Raw genomic sequence first — 16,121 nt, 5'->3', positions numbered from 1 at the left:
ATAATATTTTTTATTTCCAAAACATCTTCTCACCCTTTTTGTATTTATCTCTCTTTTTAAATATATGAACACACCAATGTCTTGGTCTACAATTAAGTATGTATTTTTCATAAAAAGAAACGAATATAAAAAGGGTATAATATTTAATTACTCATAAATATTATACCCTAAATTTATTAATTTTTCGTGTTATTTTATTAAAGTTTATTCTTCAATATTTTTATGAATTAATTCACCAATATATTGTGATGCTTTACCATCATCTACTGAACAGAATCGATTATAAAAGGCATCAATTTTATCTTGATAATCATGTTGAACTTTATCTAAGTCTTTAAGTTGTTTAGCTAATCCGTATGGTTCAGTAAAAATAGGACCTGGTAAATCTTTTTTATAATCCATATAGAATCCACGTAAACCTTTATCATACTTGTCTATATCATATGCAAAGAAGAATTGTAGACGTTTTAAAATGCCGTAATCAAACATTACTGATGAGTAATCTGTGATTAGACAATCACTGACTAAGAATAATTCTGAAACATCATTATAATTTGATACATCGATAGCAAAGTTTTCAAATCCAGTTAAATCGATAGCATTTGAAATTAAATAATGCATACGTAATAAAATGACATAGTCTTCTCCTAATTCGTTGTATAGGTTGTCTAAGTCGATTTTTAATTCAAATAGATACTTACCTTTACTTACGAATTCATCATCTCTCCAAGTAGGTGCATACATGATGACTTTTTTATCTTCTGGAATGTTTAAATTCTTTTTGATTTCATTTTTAAATTCTTCGTCGTCTGCTCTATTTACTAAAACATCATTTCTAGGATATCCAATTTCTAAAATTCTTGGTTCATCCATCCAGAACGCACTTTTGAATATTTCTGATGAATATCTATTAGGTGAGATTAAATAATCCCATCTTGACGTTTCACGGTTGAAATTACGTTTATATTTTGGTGTTGTGGTACCTGGCATACGAACTACTTTCATATCATTTGCTAAACGTTTTAATGGTGTACCATGCCATGTTTGGATGTATGTTTGATTTTCTTTTTTATTTAAATATAAAGGCAATCTTGCATTTGAAACCCAGTGACCAGCTTCTGAATAAGCTTGATAAAATGCTTCTGAATTACGCTTAACCACTTCAGCGTCACCTGGGATAACATGGTTATTTGGGTTTTTAAATGACCATACATAACGATAATTTGGATAATATTTTTGCATATATTCATAAATATATTTTGGACTATCACTATAATTTTTACCACCGAATGATTCAAACACAATCGTTTTAGGTTTTACGTTTTCTTGTTTATCTGTTAATTCATAAACTGAACGATTTTTATTTTTATTACGTAAGACAATATTTTTCACATGTCTTAATGTTTTTCTGAACTGGTTAACTTGGAACGCTTTGTCAGTGTCATCATTAATCAGAAGAATCGTCTCAATTTTATTAATAAGATGTTGATGTTTGATTAAATTAACGTTTAAATAACGTGCTAATTCAACTAATGTTTCTTTGTGTGCAGCATATCTTTTCTTAATATCATGATGTGTTGGATCAAAATCTCTTGCAATTTGTTGTTCCAACTTGTCAATAATGAATGTTTTTGTTTCTTTAATTGTGACACGATTCATAGCATCGTAGAACATTTTGACATAATCTTCGAATAAAATATCAAAGTCTTGTTCACTCAATGTTGTACCTTCGAATGGGTCATATACTTCTCCTCGATAGTAGAAGGAGAAATTGGTAATTCTCATGAATTTATTTACATATTTAGAGTATTCGATGACGAAAGACCAATCCGTATATACACTCAAATCTTCGTTGAATTCCAATTGATGTGCTTTTACAATTGCTGTTCTAAAAATAATATTACAAGCTGTTTGCTTTCTTAAAAATGAATTTATATTACTTTTACCAACATAATAATTAACTTTTACTCTATCTAAATCAACAAATTGTGGCTTTTTAAGCGTAAACGAATGTATAGGAGCTATTAAACCATCAGTGAAATTAAATTTTTCCAAATAAAAAGTAATGGCATAAGATGCAAGTTCATCATCTGCATCTAAAAACATGAAATAAGGTGTTTCTACTTCTTTCATTGCAACATTACGAGCATGTGCATGTCCTTGATTCTCTTCTAATTTAATGTAATTGATTTTCTTATCATAATCTTTAAGTGACTCGTTCATTAATCTCTCAGTTTGATCGGTAGAACCATCGTTTACAATGATAACCTCAAAGTCCTGAGTACGTTGTTGCTTAATACTTTCTATACAATTTTGGATATATTCCTCTGAATTGTAATAAGTGACAATAATCGTCAATGAATGCATCTAATACGTCCTTTCCAACGATAAATCTTTTATTTATAACAATATATTTTAAACATAATTTAAAAAATTAACGTCATCATTATATCTGAATTTGAACTAAGATGCGAATATTTCAATACTTTTAATTGATTATAAAAGTCAATTATTTGAAATTATAATTCTTTTTCCATAATAATATCTCTATCAACAACATCACCTGTATAGAATTCATGTTGACCAGTCTGAACAAATCCTCTTGATTTATAAAATTGAATTGCATTTGGATTATGTTCCCACACACCAAGCCATATTTTAGATTTTCCAAATGATTTGGCTTTTTCTACAGCTAAATTAATCAATTCTTTACCTCTTCCTCCACCTTGATGAGTTTGATAGAAGTAAATACGTTGTACTTCTAGGTAATCTTCTCCATGAGGTTCAGTTTGTGTGTTATCAATATTAAATTTCGTATATCCAACAATTTCATTATTTTCTTTAAAAAAGTAATGGAAAGATTCGGGATTGTTTAATTCTGTTTTTAACTTTTCAATATTATATGCGTCCTCAAAAAACTTTTGTAAATTTTCTTCAGTATAATATGGTTTAAATGTTTCATAAAATGTATCAATAGCTATTTTTTGAAGTGCTTTAACATCTTCAATATTAATTTCTTCAATTTGTCTCATTATATGATAATCCCCCTTTAGTAATGCAATTTAACAATACTCTATATTATTTTTCAGAATATTTCATTTATTATATATTATAAACTAGAATAATTGAAGACGATTAAACTATTTTGAGTGAAATGCATTTAATATAACTACGATGATTAAATTACTACAAAAACCAAATTATTTATTGATAATCTTTATCAATAAGTATAAAGTTATAATTAATCAAGTACTATTATAAAGGATGATAAAAATGGAAAACATGTTTGTATTAGGAATCGCTGGACCAACAAGCCTTGTCATTATAAGTATTATTGCATTAATTATTTTTGGACCAACTAAATTACCTCAATTTGGTCGTGCTATTGGATCTACGTTAAAAGAATTTAAATCAGCTGCTGAAAATATAGATGAAGATTCTACAGAAACTCCCAGTAAATCTTCAAAATCACAACGTGAACAATCAAAATAGTGCTACTTTACTAGAGCACTTCACTGAATTAAGGCAACGCTTAGTACGCGTACTCATATCATTTATTGTCGCAACTATTATCATTTATATATCGTCTCATTGGTGGATTAAACCTTTTTTACATTATATAAAGCGTTCAGATGTAACATTGCATACATTTTCTTTTACTGAAACGATTCAAATTTATATTATGATTATCTTTTCAGTAGCTGTATGTATCATCGCACCCATCATCTTCTACCAACTTTGGGCATTTATTGCACCAGGTTTACACCACTATGAACGCAAATTTATATATAAATATAGTATTTTTTGCGCTGGATTATTTTTAATTGGTGTTGTATTTGCCTTCTTTATTGGGTTTCCGCTTATTATTAATTTTTCAATTAATTTATCGGATGCTCTTAGTATTGAACCTATTATCGGTTTAAAGGCATACTTAGGTGAATTAATACGATGGTTACTTGTCTTTGGATTTTTATTCCAAATACCCGTGTTATTTATGGGATTAGCTCATTTTGGTTTGATAGATCCTCATCAATTAGGAAAATATCGTAAATATATTTACTTTGCTTGTTTTGTTGTAGCAAGTATTATAGCACCACCAGATTTAGTTCTTAATTTACTATTAACGTTACCTTTAATCATCTTATTTGAATTTAGTATGTTAATTGCTAAAATCACTTACAAAAGGCAAAAAATCTCGAATGAAGTCTAGTTATTATAACTTCACTCGAGATTCTTTTTTTATTTTTTACGTCTTTTTAAGACAAATGCAAGTATAAGTATGATTAAAATCACTTGTGCAATAATTGTTTCTACACTTGGATAAAAACCAATCCAACTAATTGTTGGTAAGCCTTCAATACTATGTTGGGACATATAACCTAGTAATTGTAATTTTTGAATACTTACACCTAACATTTTAAATGTCATAACAAATATTAATATGGATAATACTCTGAAAATAAAGCGTACTGGGATTAATTTAACAATAAATCTAAATGCAAAAGCAAAGATAACTAGTATTACTATTGCTAGTGCTATACCTAGAATAAAATCTTTTGTAGTGATACTACCTATCATACCCATATAGAATATGATAACTTCAACGCCTTCTCTTAATACTGAGATAAGACCAATAGTACCGAGAAGTATTAAGTTTCCATTGCTCATTGCACTGTTATACATATTTTGAATCATTTCATTCCAACGTTGTGCATTAGATCGACGATGCATCCAAATACCTACAATGTACATTAAGACAACAGCAACAATGCCGAGCACCGCTTCCATACCTTCTCTGACAACGCCATTATTACCTATTGTATAAATAAAGGCAATACCTAGACCAATACTTAAAGCAAGCCCTAATAATCCACCACCAATAACACTTGATGTACCTTTAACATCATTAACTTTACGTGTCATTGTTGTTAACGTCATGATAATTAATAAGACTTCTAGACCTTCTCTTAAGAAAATAATCATTACATCAACAAAAGAATATTCACCTTGACCAACTGTATCTTTAATTTCTGTATTCATTTCTTGTAGACCTTTTTTCACACGATCTTTATTTGAATCATCTAAAATACTTTGGTAATAAGGAATTTTGTCTTCTATTTTAGTGTATAAGCTACTATTTTTAGTTTGAATTTTACCCTCAACGTAAGGCCATATTTTAACAAATCTTGATAATGACGCATCTGCTTTATCTAAATCATTATCATTGATTCCAGCGATAGCTTTATCTAATTCATCATTAAGTTGAGTTACTTTGTATTTATCTGAATCTGTATCAGATTGCTTTTGATCAACAGTATCAATACTATCTTTAAATGTAGACCATGTAGATTTAACTTTATCCACATCTAAAGGTTCTTTTTGCACTGCAACTCGTAATTGCATTAAGTTCACTTCGATTTGGCCATATTTCCCGTCATCATAATTACGAATAACGGTTTCATTACTTGTCCAAATTGTATTCAGTTGATTGTTAAGCGATTGTAACTCTGTTTGATTTTTATCTTTGATTGCTTTTTTCATTGGTGCATCTTTTGCATCAACTGCTTGCTTTAACTCTTTGATTTTTCCTGAAGCATCTTTTGAAGATTGTTTATCTTCATAAGCAATAAGCGCCTTTGTTAACTCAGAAAGTTTATCAGCTTTAGTTTCATCTGATGAAGCATTTTCAACTTCCTTCAACTTACTGTTAACTTTCTTGCCTTCTTTACTATTTTTTATTTTTAAAGATTTGATTTCTTTTTTTACTTCTTTTAGTGCTTTAGATTTATCTGATGCACTTTTATCTTTATCTTCTATTGTTGATTTTGCATCTGTAATAGCAACATATGTTTCGCTCATTGAAGAAGTTTCGGCATAAGCAGGCGCAAACTTAAAGATAGTTAACCCAAGAATGATAATAGTAACAATCTTAATTAAATAGCGATTCACCTAGGTAGCCTCCCTTTTGTACACCTGGTAATACAATAAATGTTGCAGTTCCTCTATGTGTAATATATTCATTCAATTTGTCTTGATGTCCTAGATGATTTTGAATATCAATGAATTGTTGTGGAGACTTTTGGAAACAAATAAATAGTAGACCTGTTTCTAAGTTTCCTGTTTTCTCATTTGTTCCTGCCGTATAGTTATATGCACGTCTTTTTATTGACGTTTTAGCCTCTTTCGCTAAACGCGCATGTGCATCTTTAGGAATAACATATTCCCCTGTACTATCTTTAGCTTTAAGATCCATTTCATCAAATTCTTTTTTACCTGTTAACGGTGCACCAGAAGCTCTTTTTCTACCAAATGTAGCTTCTTGTTCTTCTAGTGCTGTACGATCCCACGTTTCAATATGAATTTGAATTCTACGTATAATGCAATATGTACCATTTTTAGCCCAACCATCATCAATATATACATAATCCTTATATTCATTTGTTTTGCGTGGATTGACTGTACCATCTTTAAATGCCATTAAGTTTCTAGGTGTTTCTTTTCCTTTGACTGATACAAAACCATTTTGAGACCATTTCACTTTGATTAAATCTCTAAATGGACGAATTAAATTATGCACAGCATGAAACGTTACCTGTTCATCATTTGAACATGCTTGAATCATGATATCGCCATCACTGTAATCATCTGTAATTTGGTCATTAGGGAAATGCGGTAAATCTTTATAATCTTTTCTAATTTTATTAGAAAGACCTAATTTTTTTAAAAATGATTTACTTACTCCAAAAGTGATGGTTAATTTACTGGCACCTAATCCAATAGCTTCACCTGTATCAACAGGTGGTAATAATGGATTTTTACTATCCTTTTCTACTGCATCGCCATCTGTCATATTGGCAGCCATCTTAGTCCATTCTTTAAACATATCTTTGATCGCATTTTTATCTTTAGATTTCAGTTCTAAAGATACGAAATTACAAGTTTTCTGAGTTGGTGTAGTAACACCCGCTTGCACTTTACCATAAAACTCGTAAGCATCTTTTTCTTCATCTTCTGGAGTGTCAAACATTGATTTAAATGAAAATACACTTCCTGCACCACTAGCACCTATAACGACACCGGCGCCACCTATACCCATCATTTTTAAAAATGATCGTCTAGTTACAGATGATGACTTTTGATTGTCTAGTTTACTCATTCAGTAACCACGGCCATTTTACTTAGCGGTTCTCCTAATGAATTCACAGCATCTGAAAGTGCTTTTCTATCTTTCTTAGTTACATCATTATATGATTTATAGCCATCGCCATCTTTATATTTATCTAGTAATTCATTTACTTTATCAAAGTTCTTTTGAATATCTGCACTTAATTTTTTATCTTTTTTCTCTAAAGTTGGTTTGAATAACTCATAGATTTTTTGTGCTCCTTCAATATTAGCTTTGAAGTCATATAAGTCTGTGTGTGAATAAATTTCTTCTTCACCAGTAATTTTAGAAGTAGATACTTCGTTTAATAAATCTACTGAACCTTGTAGCATTAATTTAGGTGTAATATCTAAAGTATCTGCTTTGGCGTGTAATTCTTTGGCATCTTTAAGTAATTGTTTAGCATCTTTTTTAGTTGTATCATCAATTTTGTTGTCTTGGTAAAGTTGCTTTTCAATTTTATGATAACCAGTCCATTCGTCCTCTTTCTTTTCTTCTTTCATATCTGCTAAACGCGCATCAATTTTAGGATCTAAATCACCAAAAGCTTCTGCAACTGGTTCAGAACGTTCATAATACATACGTACTTTAGGATATAATTCTTTAGCTTTATCCATATCATTGTTATCAATAGCATCTACAAATTGTTGTGTTCCTTTTAAGAACTCGTCTAATTGTTTGTCTGTGTATTTTTCATATTTTTTAGTAGCCTCTTTTAATTCGGCTTTATTTCCACTATCATTATTGCTCTTATTAGAACTATCTTTACTACTATCTCCGTTATTTCCACACGCTGCTAAAAGTAATGACGACGTTAATAAAATCATTGGTAATTTTTTCATTATTACACCCCTACATAAATTTTTATTATTAAAAACAACTAGTCGCAATTGATAATCATTATCAAAATAATTATATGTTTCTCCTTTAATTGTGTCAATAACAATTCTTTTCAAAATTTATGAAACACTTTTTTTAACAATTTTATTTCTAAAACTTTATGACAATTCGTCACAATTTATATTAAAATAGTCGTGGCTAATTTTTGTCATTTTAAATTAAGGAAAGTTTTTATCATTTTAATAAGTAGAAGAAAACTTTATAATGAAGGTCATAAATATTGAAGGAGTGAACTTATAGTGTCAGAAAAATTTAAAGCTTATCTCGTAGATAGAGACGATGAAGGAAACGTCTCTTCAGATTTTAAGCAACTTACAGTAGATGATTTACCTGAAGGTGATGTACTGATTAAAGTACATTATTCAAGTATTAACTATAAAGATGCATTAGCTACTCAAAATAACAATGCAATTGTAAAACAATACCCAATGGTACCGGGTATCGATCTATCTGGTGAAATTGTTGAATCAAATGCACCAGGCCATTATGTAGGTGATAAAGTCATAGTAACTAGTTATGATTTAGGTGTAAGTCATTTTGGTGGATATAGTGAGTATGCTCGAGTTAAAAGCGAGTGGATTATTGATTTACCAGAGGATTTAACTTTAGAAGAAGCAATGATCTATGGAACAGCAGGCTATACTGCAGGATTAGCCATCGAACGTCTAGAAAATGATGGAATGACTATTGAAAAAGATAGTGTACTTGTCAGAGGTGCTTCTGGTGGTGTAGGTATGTTATCTGTTTTAATGTTAAATAAATTAGGTTATGACGTAGTTGCTAGTACTGGACGTAAAGATGTAGATGATAAATTAAAAGCGATTGGTGCTAACGAAGTTATCGATCGCTTGCCTAAATATGATCATAAGCCTTTAGCATCTAGAACATGGCAAGCAGCCATCGATCCTGTAGGTGGTGACAGTTTATCTAATATTGTAAATAGACTCGATAATAATGGTAGTGTAGCAGTAATCGGCATGACTGGCGGTACTAAATTTGAAAGTTCTGTCTTTCCGCTTATTTTAAGAGGCATAAGTGTACTAGGTATTGATTCGGTATTCACTCCTATCAAATTGCGTAAATTAGTTTGGCGTCGTCTAGCCAAAGATTTAAAACCAAAACAACTGCATGATATTAAAGATGTCATTTCATTTAAAGATTTACCAAAAGGTATCGAACGTGTGATGAATCATCAACACATGGGTCGTATCATCATTGACTTTGGTGTTAAATAAATCTTAAAAATAAAATAAAGACGTGCTCGTTCAATATAATGTAAACTCAAAAAGTTAGATTAAAAGTTCTAATTTTTGAAGTTCATTACAATGATGAGTACGTCTTTTTATTATCCTAAAATAGGATATACATACCTGTTGAATGGGGTTCAGTAGACTGGAACCCAAATTTTTCATATAGTTTATCAGCTGGATAATCGGCCATTAAGCTTACATATGTACCTGTTACAGCATTTTCTTCCACATATTTCATAATATGTTCCATAATTGTACGGCCATAACCTTGTCCTTGATAATCAGGATGTAGTGCTACATCGACAACTTGAAGTGTAGTACCACCATCACCGGTAACTCTTCCCATCCCTATCAAAGTTTTATCATCATACAATGTGACATTGAAACATCCATTCGGCAATCCTTTTTGTGCCGCTTCTACCGACTTAGCACTCATTCCTGCATCTACTCTTAATTTCAAATAATCATCTACAGATGGTGCTTCATATTTAATGTTTATCATTTTGTTCCCCCGTTTTATATTAATATAGATATTGATTCATAATTTCTTTGTTTGATTCTTTAAATATTTCATTATGACTTGAAACATATCCTTCTGCAGCAGCATCAGGTTGGATATAAGTTTTAGCAAGGTTAGCAGCATTACCTGCGTCACTAAACGCACTTGCAATCAAATGAACCTTAGCTTCATGATGAACAATATCGCCACAAGCGTAGATGCCAGGAATATTAGTCGTTGTATTTCCAAATCCTTTTACTCGATATTCATCATACAACTCAAATTGAGACGTACAATCTTTTAATAATGGATTTTCATGATCGAATCCATGACTTATAATAACATCATCAAATGAATGAGTCGAAGTTAAACCGGTTTGTAAGTTAGTTAATTTAACATGATGAATATAATTGTCTTCGTCGTTACCAATCAGTTCACTAATTTGTGTATAAGGTATCAACTGAACGCCTAAATCTTCAAGCACCTTAGTCATCGCTTCATAACCAGTTATCTCTGGTTTTCTATAAACTACGGTCACACTTTCAGCTATTTTAGCAATATCTCTCGCCCAATCTAATGCTGTGTTACCCCCTCCAGAAATAAGCACATGTTTGTCTTTAAATCTAGAGAATGATTGTACAACATAATGTAAGTTTGTAAGTTGATAACGCTCAGCACCTTTAATTTTCAGTGGTTTGGGATTAATAATACCTCCACCAATAGCAAAAATTACAGCTTTTGAATGATATACTTGTCCTTCTTCAGTTTCTATTTCAAAATGTCTTTCGTCTATTTTTCTTATATCAATAACACGTTCATTTAAATTCACTTTGGGATTAAAATGTAGGCCTTGCTGAATCATATCTTTAATGACTTCATGACACGGCTTAGGTGCTACGCCACCAATATCCCAAATTATTTTCTCTGGATACACTTGCATCTTACCACCAAGCTTATCTTGAACATCAATAATTCTCACAGACATACCTCTAAGCCCGGAATAAAAGCTAGCAAATAAACCTGCTGGACCGCCACCTATAATTGTAACGTCTTCCATTTAGTTTCCCCCTATTTAAACACTGTAAATAACATTTATATCATTTCTAAATGAAAATAATTATCATTCAATACTTTTACATTATACTATAAGGTATTTTACATATGAAGCAAATCATTTTATAAAAAAACTCGTGAGTCACTACCACCCACGAGCTGAAATTAATCTTTAGGTTCTTTAATGATTGCTTGTCTTAATAAGAAAAATAGTATTAATAATGCTGCTAACATAGCAGTATGACCCATTCCTGCAAATCCAGGGAATGAAGCCGGTACTGTTTTTCCTAATACTTGATAAGTACCTTTAACTGTCATCATACCAACTGTTACTAATACACCGATATGATATATAACAAAGAACCAATTAAATAAATAATAACTACTTAATTTAAATGACTTTTCTAATGATAATAGTAATAAAAACATAAACATACCTAAAATCAATGTATGTGTATGTACTAATGATAATTGTGTATCACCCGTAAAATGATGTGCTTTAGTTAGTTCTCTATAATAAAACCCACTAAATAATCCAATAATCATGTAAAAAAGAAATGAGTATAATAATCTTCGCATGATTCTTCCTCCCTCACGATTATATTATAAAACATATTCATTATTATGAAAGTGACAAAACAACAAATATTTAAGTTATAAAAGAGGACACGACCTATCAAAATCGCATCCTCTATGTTTAATTATTTTTTTGATTTTTTGAAAATAGCTACTAGAGAAAGTAAAATTGCTACAATTGATACAACCCATAACGCGATAGAACTACCACTTGTTGATGATTCATCACTTTGTGAACCAGTTGGGTTAGCCCCTTTTTTCACTGTTGTAATTGGTGCTGGGTGTTCACTATCTTCTTTACCGTCCCATTTAACAACATCGCCATTGTCATACGTTTGAACAGCTTTCCATTTAAAGCTACCTTCTTTATCTGGATTAGCTGCAACAATTGGGAATTCTATAAATTCATTAGGACCGATACCCTTACCAGTCGCTTTCCAAGTTACTTTAGTAATGTTACCTTTTTTATCTTTTTCAAATGAATGCTTAAATCCTTCAACTGGTGCTACATTCTCAAGATTAACGCCTTTTGGTACAGTTAATTCAACTTTTACCGTATTGTCATTTTGTTCAACTGGCACTCTCACATCATATTTATCATAAGATTCTGGTTCGCTTTCATTTGGATTTAAAGTTACATGTGCATCTGCAACCTTAAAAATTCCTAACGTAAAAAATAAAATAAAACTCATTGAAAATAATTTTTTTAACATAATTCGACTCCTTAACCTGGTATATTGATTTGACTCATCATCACACCTACGAATATAAGTATGATTCCTATAATTAATTCTATTATTAACGTCACTTTATTAACTTGTTGACGTTTACCTAAAGCTTTCGTGGTTTGATATAAACCTAAAGCCATCATTATTAATGTACCAATGACTTTTACAAGTATTAGTATTGTCCATGTTTGCATGTTGGACCAAATTGCTAAAATATTCGTTTCATCAATAGCCATTAACACACCTGAAATAATTATCATTGCAACAGCAATAGTATTCACCTTAAATAGCATTGAACGTATATTTTTTAACCGCTCAGATGAATTGTTATTCACCATATACCAAACAAGATATGCAAGTGCACCTAACCATAATGTCATACCTGCAATATGTATCGTTCTAATTGCGATAGACCAAATTGGAATTGATTGAGACCACGCATGACCAGACATACTTATTGTTAGTATCATTACTATTGAAACTAGCCAATACCAAATTCGATCCATATTTCTAATTATAATCAAAGCATATAATACTATCATTGCAATTGAACTTAAAATAAATGGAAATTGCATTAAAACATCAATTTTAAGTGATAATATAGCATCTACAACATCTGAGGTTAATGTCATCATGTATAACAATAATGCCATTATATACGCCATTATCATCATAAATGAAATACTCATTTGTTTAGGAAATAATTCAAATGAATGTAATTGGCGACGTTTAGCAATACCGTTTAACCAAAACAGACCTACTAAAATAATGGTTGTTCCTTCAGCAATATATCTCATTACTCCAAACCAAAAACTTGGTTCTGCATAAAAAGCGCTAGATGTATCTATATCTTTGGCAGTTACTTTACCTACCGAAAATTCAAATTGATCTCCTACTTCATGCCCGTCAGCTGAGATGGCTTGCCATTTAATAGTATGCGTACCTTTACCAACTTTATCTGGTGAAAACGTTAAAGTTTTTGCCCAGCCAGATGTTGATGGCTTAACTTTACCTAATTCCTTACCTTCATCATTATATAAAGTGATATTGGAATACTTCGAATTTACTGGTTCATTAAATTCTAATTCAATTTCTTCAGGCATTTGTTTTACAACGCCATCTTGCTTAGGATTCGTCTTTTCTAATGTTGCATGAGCTGAAGCTTGATTCATCATGGAAGGCAACAAAGAAAGAAAAAACATCACCATTACGGCAATAATAATCTTAGGGTACTTATTAATATGTACCATCGAACCCCCCTTATCTAAATAACTCGTAAATTATTCCATATTACATCATAACGATTACTACTTTAATTCACAATAATATTGAAAATTGTTCATTATTTAGTCACAAAAGAAAAAGGACAACCATCATTTTAATAATAATGATTGTCCCTTTATTTACAATTATTCTTCTAATAAAGCTTCTTTATCAACTGTTAATTTATTTCTTAATAAGTAAACGATTAACATCGCTGCTAAAGCACATAATGTTTCTGCGATTAATAGTGACCATACTACCCCTGTTAAACCAAACAAACTATTCATGACAAATAATACTGGAATGATAACTGTACCTTGTAAAATAGCCATAATTGTTGCACCGCGACCTTGTCCAGTCGCTTGTAACATACCAGTGAATAAGAAACCAATACCATTTAATAATAATGATGTCATTGTCACTTGTAACATGAATGTAGCAAGATCAACAATGTGTGAATCTGTACTAAATAATTGAATGATTTGGTGACCAAACACAAATACTATAATCATACTTACTGCAAAAATCGCAGAGATAGAAATGATAACAGCTTTAACCGTATCTTTCATTCTTGATTTATTAGCAACAAAATTATAAGCAATCAAAGGTACAACGCCTTCACTTAATCCCATAATAATTAGTTCTGGAAATTGTACTAATCTAAATTGAATACCATAACTGGCAATAGCATAGTTACCATAATTAGCTAAAAACAAATTCAATACTAATCCAGTTACACCCATAAGTACAACCATTAAGAAAGCTGGAATACCAATTTTGAAAATTTCTGCCATCATTTCTTTATTTGGTTTAGCAAATTTAACATTTACAGAAAGTGATTCAATTTTTTTCATAAAATAAAGAATAAAGAATATTGCAGCTACTAAATTTGAAATTGCAGTACCTAAAGCAGCACCAACTACATTTAAATCAAAACCGAAAATTAAAATCGGATCTAAAATCATATTTAATACAACACTTGCTAACATTCCTACCATAGAAACTATTGGTGCTCCTACTGCACGTGCAAATTGTTCTAAAATAAAGAATAAAATAACAAATGGGGAACTTAAGAACATAATTCTTAAATAATCACTTGTAAATTTGATTGTTTCACCGTGTGCTCCTAAAACTTGTGCAATTTGATCAGTAAACGGTAATGTCACTAATGCAATAATGACGCCAAGTAATAAGCCTCCATACATTGAAAAGCTACTAACGTATTTACTTTTACTGTAATCTTTGGCTCCTAATAATCGTGAAATATAAGTTCCACCACCTACACCAAATAGATTACCGAATCCCATTAATGCAGCAAATATTGGTAATGTTAGTGATATTGCTGAAATCATATGGCTATCATCTAAAAATCCTATGAAATATACATTTAAAATCCCATAAATTACACTTAATAAACTTCCTATCATCATTGGTAATGAGAAATGCATCATTGCTTTAAATATTGGTGCTTTTTCAAAAAAATACAATTGTTCGTCTTTCATTATTCTTACTCCCTTTTAATTAGATGGCTAATAGTTAGATTTCTAACTATATATCGAAAAATATAGTGGCTATTACTCTAAATAATAACCACGCATTATTTCAAGTTTTTCATCATTTGTTCTATAATTTCTTTAAATTTCAGTTGATCTTCATCTGAGATATTTAATAGTAATCTTTCTTCAATTTCATCAAATACTTTAGTAAAAGATTCTACTAATTCTAGACCTTCGTCCGTTAGTTTCAAAATTTTACTACGTGTATCTTCTGGATTAACTTTCCTAAAAACTAAATGATTTGCTTCCAGATTTTTTATTATACTGCTGACCGTTGAACCTTTTCTACCAAAGAATTCCATTAATTCTTTTTGTGATATACCTTTTTCTTGATAACGATATATATATCCTAATGTATGACTTTGTTCTTGTGTAATTCCAAAATCATCTAATCGTCGATCTGCATAATTCTTCATCTCATGTGCTAAGCTTCTTAATAGAAATTGATATGTCACTTCCATCGCTTCACCTCATTTAGTTAGATATCTAATGAATATATTAACACGGTTTTAAAAAATTACAACCGATATATTAAAGTTCTAATTTTCTGATTATTTATCGCTTTTTTTAAATATAAAGAAGGTAATCTCTATATCATTTGTAATAGAAATTACCTTCTTTATTAGTCTGATAACATAATGTCTTAGACCTTTTAAAAATTACAATATTTAATTAGTGATTAACACGTTTCCAAACTAATTTTTGGTTTGGCACATTACCATTAACAATGCTTAAAGTGTCACCTTCAAGTTCGAATAAACGTGGTTGTGTATCGCCTAACCAAGTTGGGTTCATACTTACTTCCATAGTGTGATAAACTGTTGAATTTTCTTCATCTAATTCATATTTACCTGAGTAAGCAACATAACCATGTGCAGCTTCTGCCATTTCATCTTTTGTACCAGTGTGTAAGTCACCAGAAGCATAAGCAGATCTACCTTGTTGCATTAATTGAGCTGACATATAACCATCTGGATTATACATAATAAAACCAGTTGCGTCTTTACCTAAAGGATAGAAGATATTACCATTTTCATCTTCATCTTGATAGTTAACTAATGCCCATGTTCCAATTAATTGTTCTTTTAAATTACTCATATTTATTCCTTCTTTCTATAGATTTTGAAATAA

General features: G+C 30.5%; 16 protein-coding genes. 3 read left to right on the top strand and 13 right to left on the bottom strand.

The genetic code is table 11. The features are described from left to right. Window positions 1-204 precede the first annotated feature (204 nt). Together N524_RS13165 and N524_RS0104605 are read right to left on the bottom strand one after the other, a co-directional pair. On the bottom strand, window positions 205-2,367 hold the full coding sequence (locus N524_RS13165; RefSeq protein ID WP_081772609.1) for a bifunctional glycosyltransferase/CDP-glycerol:glycerophosphate glycerophosphotransferase: 2,163 nt from the start codon (window positions 2,365-2,367) through the stop codon (window positions 205-207). A 152-nt stretch (window positions 2,368-2,519) separates the two neighbouring features. Next, on the bottom strand, window positions 2,520-3,035 hold the full coding sequence (locus N524_RS0104605; protein WP_183998748.1) for a GNAT family N-acetyltransferase: 516 nt from the start codon (window positions 3,033-3,035) through the stop codon (window positions 2,520-2,522). Window positions 3,036-3,273: 238 nt separating this feature from the next. Between N524_RS0104605 and tatA the strand changes: the two genes are divergently transcribed. Continuing rightward, window positions 3,274-3,492, top strand: a complete 219-nt coding sequence (gene tatA, locus N524_RS0104600) for a twin-arginine translocase TatA/TatE family subunit (RefSeq protein ID WP_017636815.1) — start codon at window positions 3,274-3,276, stop codon at window positions 3,490-3,492. Then, the gene (tatC, locus tag N524_RS0104595; RefSeq protein WP_017636816.1) at window positions 3,476-4,210 is read left to right on the top strand and encodes a twin-arginine translocase subunit TatC; all 735 of its coding nucleotides are present in this window, start codon (window positions 3,476-3,478) and stop codon (window positions 4,208-4,210) included. The genes tatA and tatC overlap by 17 nt, the downstream gene beginning before the upstream one ends. Window positions 4,211-4,239: 29 nt before the next feature. Here the strand turns inward: tatC and N524_RS0104590 are convergent, their stop codons facing one another. Genes N524_RS0104590 through efeO form a run of 3 tightly spaced genes read right to left on the bottom strand, consistent with a single transcriptional unit; the run spans window position 4,240 to window position 8,007 of the window. Continuing rightward, window positions 4,240-5,949, bottom strand: a complete 1,710-nt coding sequence (locus N524_RS0104590) for an FTR1 family protein (protein ID WP_017636817.1) — start codon at window positions 5,947-5,949, stop codon at window positions 4,240-4,242. Further along, the gene (gene efeB, locus N524_RS0104585; RefSeq protein WP_017636818.1) at window positions 5,930-7,156 is read right to left on the bottom strand and encodes an iron uptake transporter deferrochelatase/peroxidase subunit; all 1,227 of its coding nucleotides are present in this window, start codon (window positions 7,154-7,156) and stop codon (window positions 5,930-5,932) included. Before efeB ends, N524_RS0104590 begins: the two co-directional genes overlap by 20 nt. After that, window positions 7,153-8,007, bottom strand: coding sequence for an iron uptake system protein EfeO (gene efeO / locus N524_RS0104580; RefSeq protein ID WP_029055778.1), 855 nt, complete (start codon window positions 8,005-8,007; stop codon window positions 7,153-7,155). Before efeO ends, efeB begins: the two co-directional genes overlap by 4 nt. Before the next feature lie 297 nt (window positions 8,008-8,304). On the opposite strand from efeO, the gene N524_RS0104575 reads away from it, so the two are divergent. After that, window positions 8,305-9,300, top strand: coding sequence for an acrylyl-CoA reductase family protein (locus tag N524_RS0104575; protein WP_029055777.1), 996 nt, complete (start codon window positions 8,305-8,307; stop codon window positions 9,298-9,300). A gap of 115 nt (window positions 9,301-9,415) precedes the next feature. Here N524_RS0104575 and N524_RS0104570 read toward each other — a convergent pair whose 3' ends face one another. The 8 genes from N524_RS0104570 to N524_RS0104535 all read right to left on the bottom strand — a co-directional run bounded on the left by N524_RS0104570 (window position 9,416) and on the right by N524_RS0104535 (window position 16,088). Beyond that, complete coding sequence (locus N524_RS0104570; protein WP_017636821.1) at window positions 9,416-9,817, bottom strand: GNAT family N-acetyltransferase; 402 nt, start codon at window positions 9,815-9,817, stop codon at window positions 9,416-9,418. Window positions 9,818-9,836: 19 nt separating this feature from the next. Beyond that, a complete protein-coding gene (locus N524_RS0104565) occupies window positions 9,837-10,871 on the bottom strand; it encodes an NAD(P)/FAD-dependent oxidoreductase (protein WP_029055776.1) in 1,035 nt (344 codons plus the stop codon). Window positions 10,872-11,032: 161 nt separating this feature from the next. Further along, the gene (locus N524_RS0104560) at window positions 11,033-11,446 is read right to left on the bottom strand and encodes a DUF2871 domain-containing protein (RefSeq protein WP_017636823.1); all 414 of its coding nucleotides are present in this window, start codon (window positions 11,444-11,446) and stop codon (window positions 11,033-11,035) included. A 122-nt stretch (window positions 11,447-11,568) separates the two neighbouring features. Further along, a complete protein-coding gene (locus N524_RS0104555) occupies window positions 11,569-12,156 on the bottom strand; it encodes a YcnI family protein (RefSeq protein ID WP_029055775.1) in 588 nt (195 codons plus the stop codon). Between the two features lie 11 nt (window positions 12,157-12,167). Then, the gene (locus tag N524_RS0104550) at window positions 12,168-13,421 is read right to left on the bottom strand and encodes a copper resistance CopC/CopD family protein (protein WP_037555564.1); all 1,254 of its coding nucleotides are present in this window, start codon (window positions 13,419-13,421) and stop codon (window positions 12,168-12,170) included. Between the two features lie 159 nt (window positions 13,422-13,580). Next, complete coding sequence (locus tag N524_RS0104545) at window positions 13,581-14,936, bottom strand: MATE family efflux transporter (protein WP_029055773.1); 1,356 nt, start codon at window positions 14,934-14,936, stop codon at window positions 13,581-13,583. Window positions 14,937-15,031: 95 nt separating this feature from the next. Continuing rightward, a complete protein-coding gene (locus tag N524_RS0104540) occupies window positions 15,032-15,451 on the bottom strand; it encodes a MarR family winged helix-turn-helix transcriptional regulator (RefSeq protein ID WP_017636827.1) in 420 nt (139 codons plus the stop codon). 211 nt (window positions 15,452-15,662) lie between these two features. Then, complete coding sequence (locus N524_RS0104535) at window positions 15,663-16,088, bottom strand: lipocalin-like domain-containing protein (RefSeq protein WP_017636828.1); 426 nt, start codon at window positions 16,086-16,088, stop codon at window positions 15,663-15,665. Between the last annotated feature and the right edge of the window lie 33 nt (window positions 16,089-16,121).

The sequence above is a fragment of the Staphylococcus sp. URHA0057 genome (assembly GCF_000620265.1).
GTDB classification, from domain to species: domain Bacteria; phylum Bacillota; class Bacilli; order Staphylococcales; family Staphylococcaceae; genus Staphylococcus; species Staphylococcus pasteuri.
The sequence above is the reverse complement of the archived record's forward strand: the minus strand, read 5'-3'. Positions and strand labels throughout refer to the sequence as shown.

Bases quoted from the DNA above. Each gene is read 5' to 3' on its own strand.
- N524_RS0104555 (WP_029055775.1), bottom strand. From the start codon at position 12,156: ATGTTAAAAAAATTATTTTCAATGAGTTTTATTTTATTTTTTACGTTA.
- N524_RS13165 (WP_081772609.1), bottom strand. From the start codon at position 2,367: ATGCATTCATTGACGATTATTGTCACTTATTACAATTCAGAGGAATAT.
- N524_RS0104545 (WP_029055773.1), bottom strand. From the start codon at position 14,936: ATGAAAGACGAACAATTGTATTTTTTTGAAAAAGCACCAATATTTAAA.
- efeB (WP_017636818.1), bottom strand. From the start codon at position 7,156: ATGAGTAAACTAGACAATCAAAAGTCATCATCTGTAACTAGACGATCA.
- N524_RS0104550 (WP_037555564.1), bottom strand. From the start codon at position 13,421: ATGGTACATATTAATAAGTACCCTAAGATTATTATTGCCGTAATGGTG.
- tatA (WP_017636815.1), top strand. From the start codon at position 3,274: ATGGAAAACATGTTTGTATTAGGAATCGCTGGACCAACAAGCCTTGTC.
- N524_RS0104560 (WP_017636823.1), bottom strand. From the start codon at position 11,446: ATGCGAAGATTATTATACTCATTTCTTTTTTACATGATTATTGGATTA.
- N524_RS0104540 (WP_017636827.1), bottom strand. From the start codon at position 15,451: ATGGAAGTGACATATCAATTTCTATTAAGAAGCTTAGCACATGAGATG.
- efeO (WP_029055778.1), bottom strand. From the start codon at position 8,007: ATGAAAAAATTACCAATGATTTTATTAACGTCGTCATTACTTTTAGCA.
- N524_RS0104570 (WP_017636821.1), bottom strand. From the start codon at position 9,817: ATGATAAACATTAAATATGAAGCACCATCTGTAGATGATTATTTGAAA.
- N524_RS0104565 (WP_029055776.1), bottom strand. From the start codon at position 10,871: ATGGAAGACGTTACAATTATAGGTGGCGGTCCAGCAGGTTTATTTGCT.
- N524_RS0104535 (WP_017636828.1), bottom strand. From the start codon at position 16,088: ATGAGTAATTTAAAAGAACAATTAATTGGAACATGGGCATTAGTTAAC.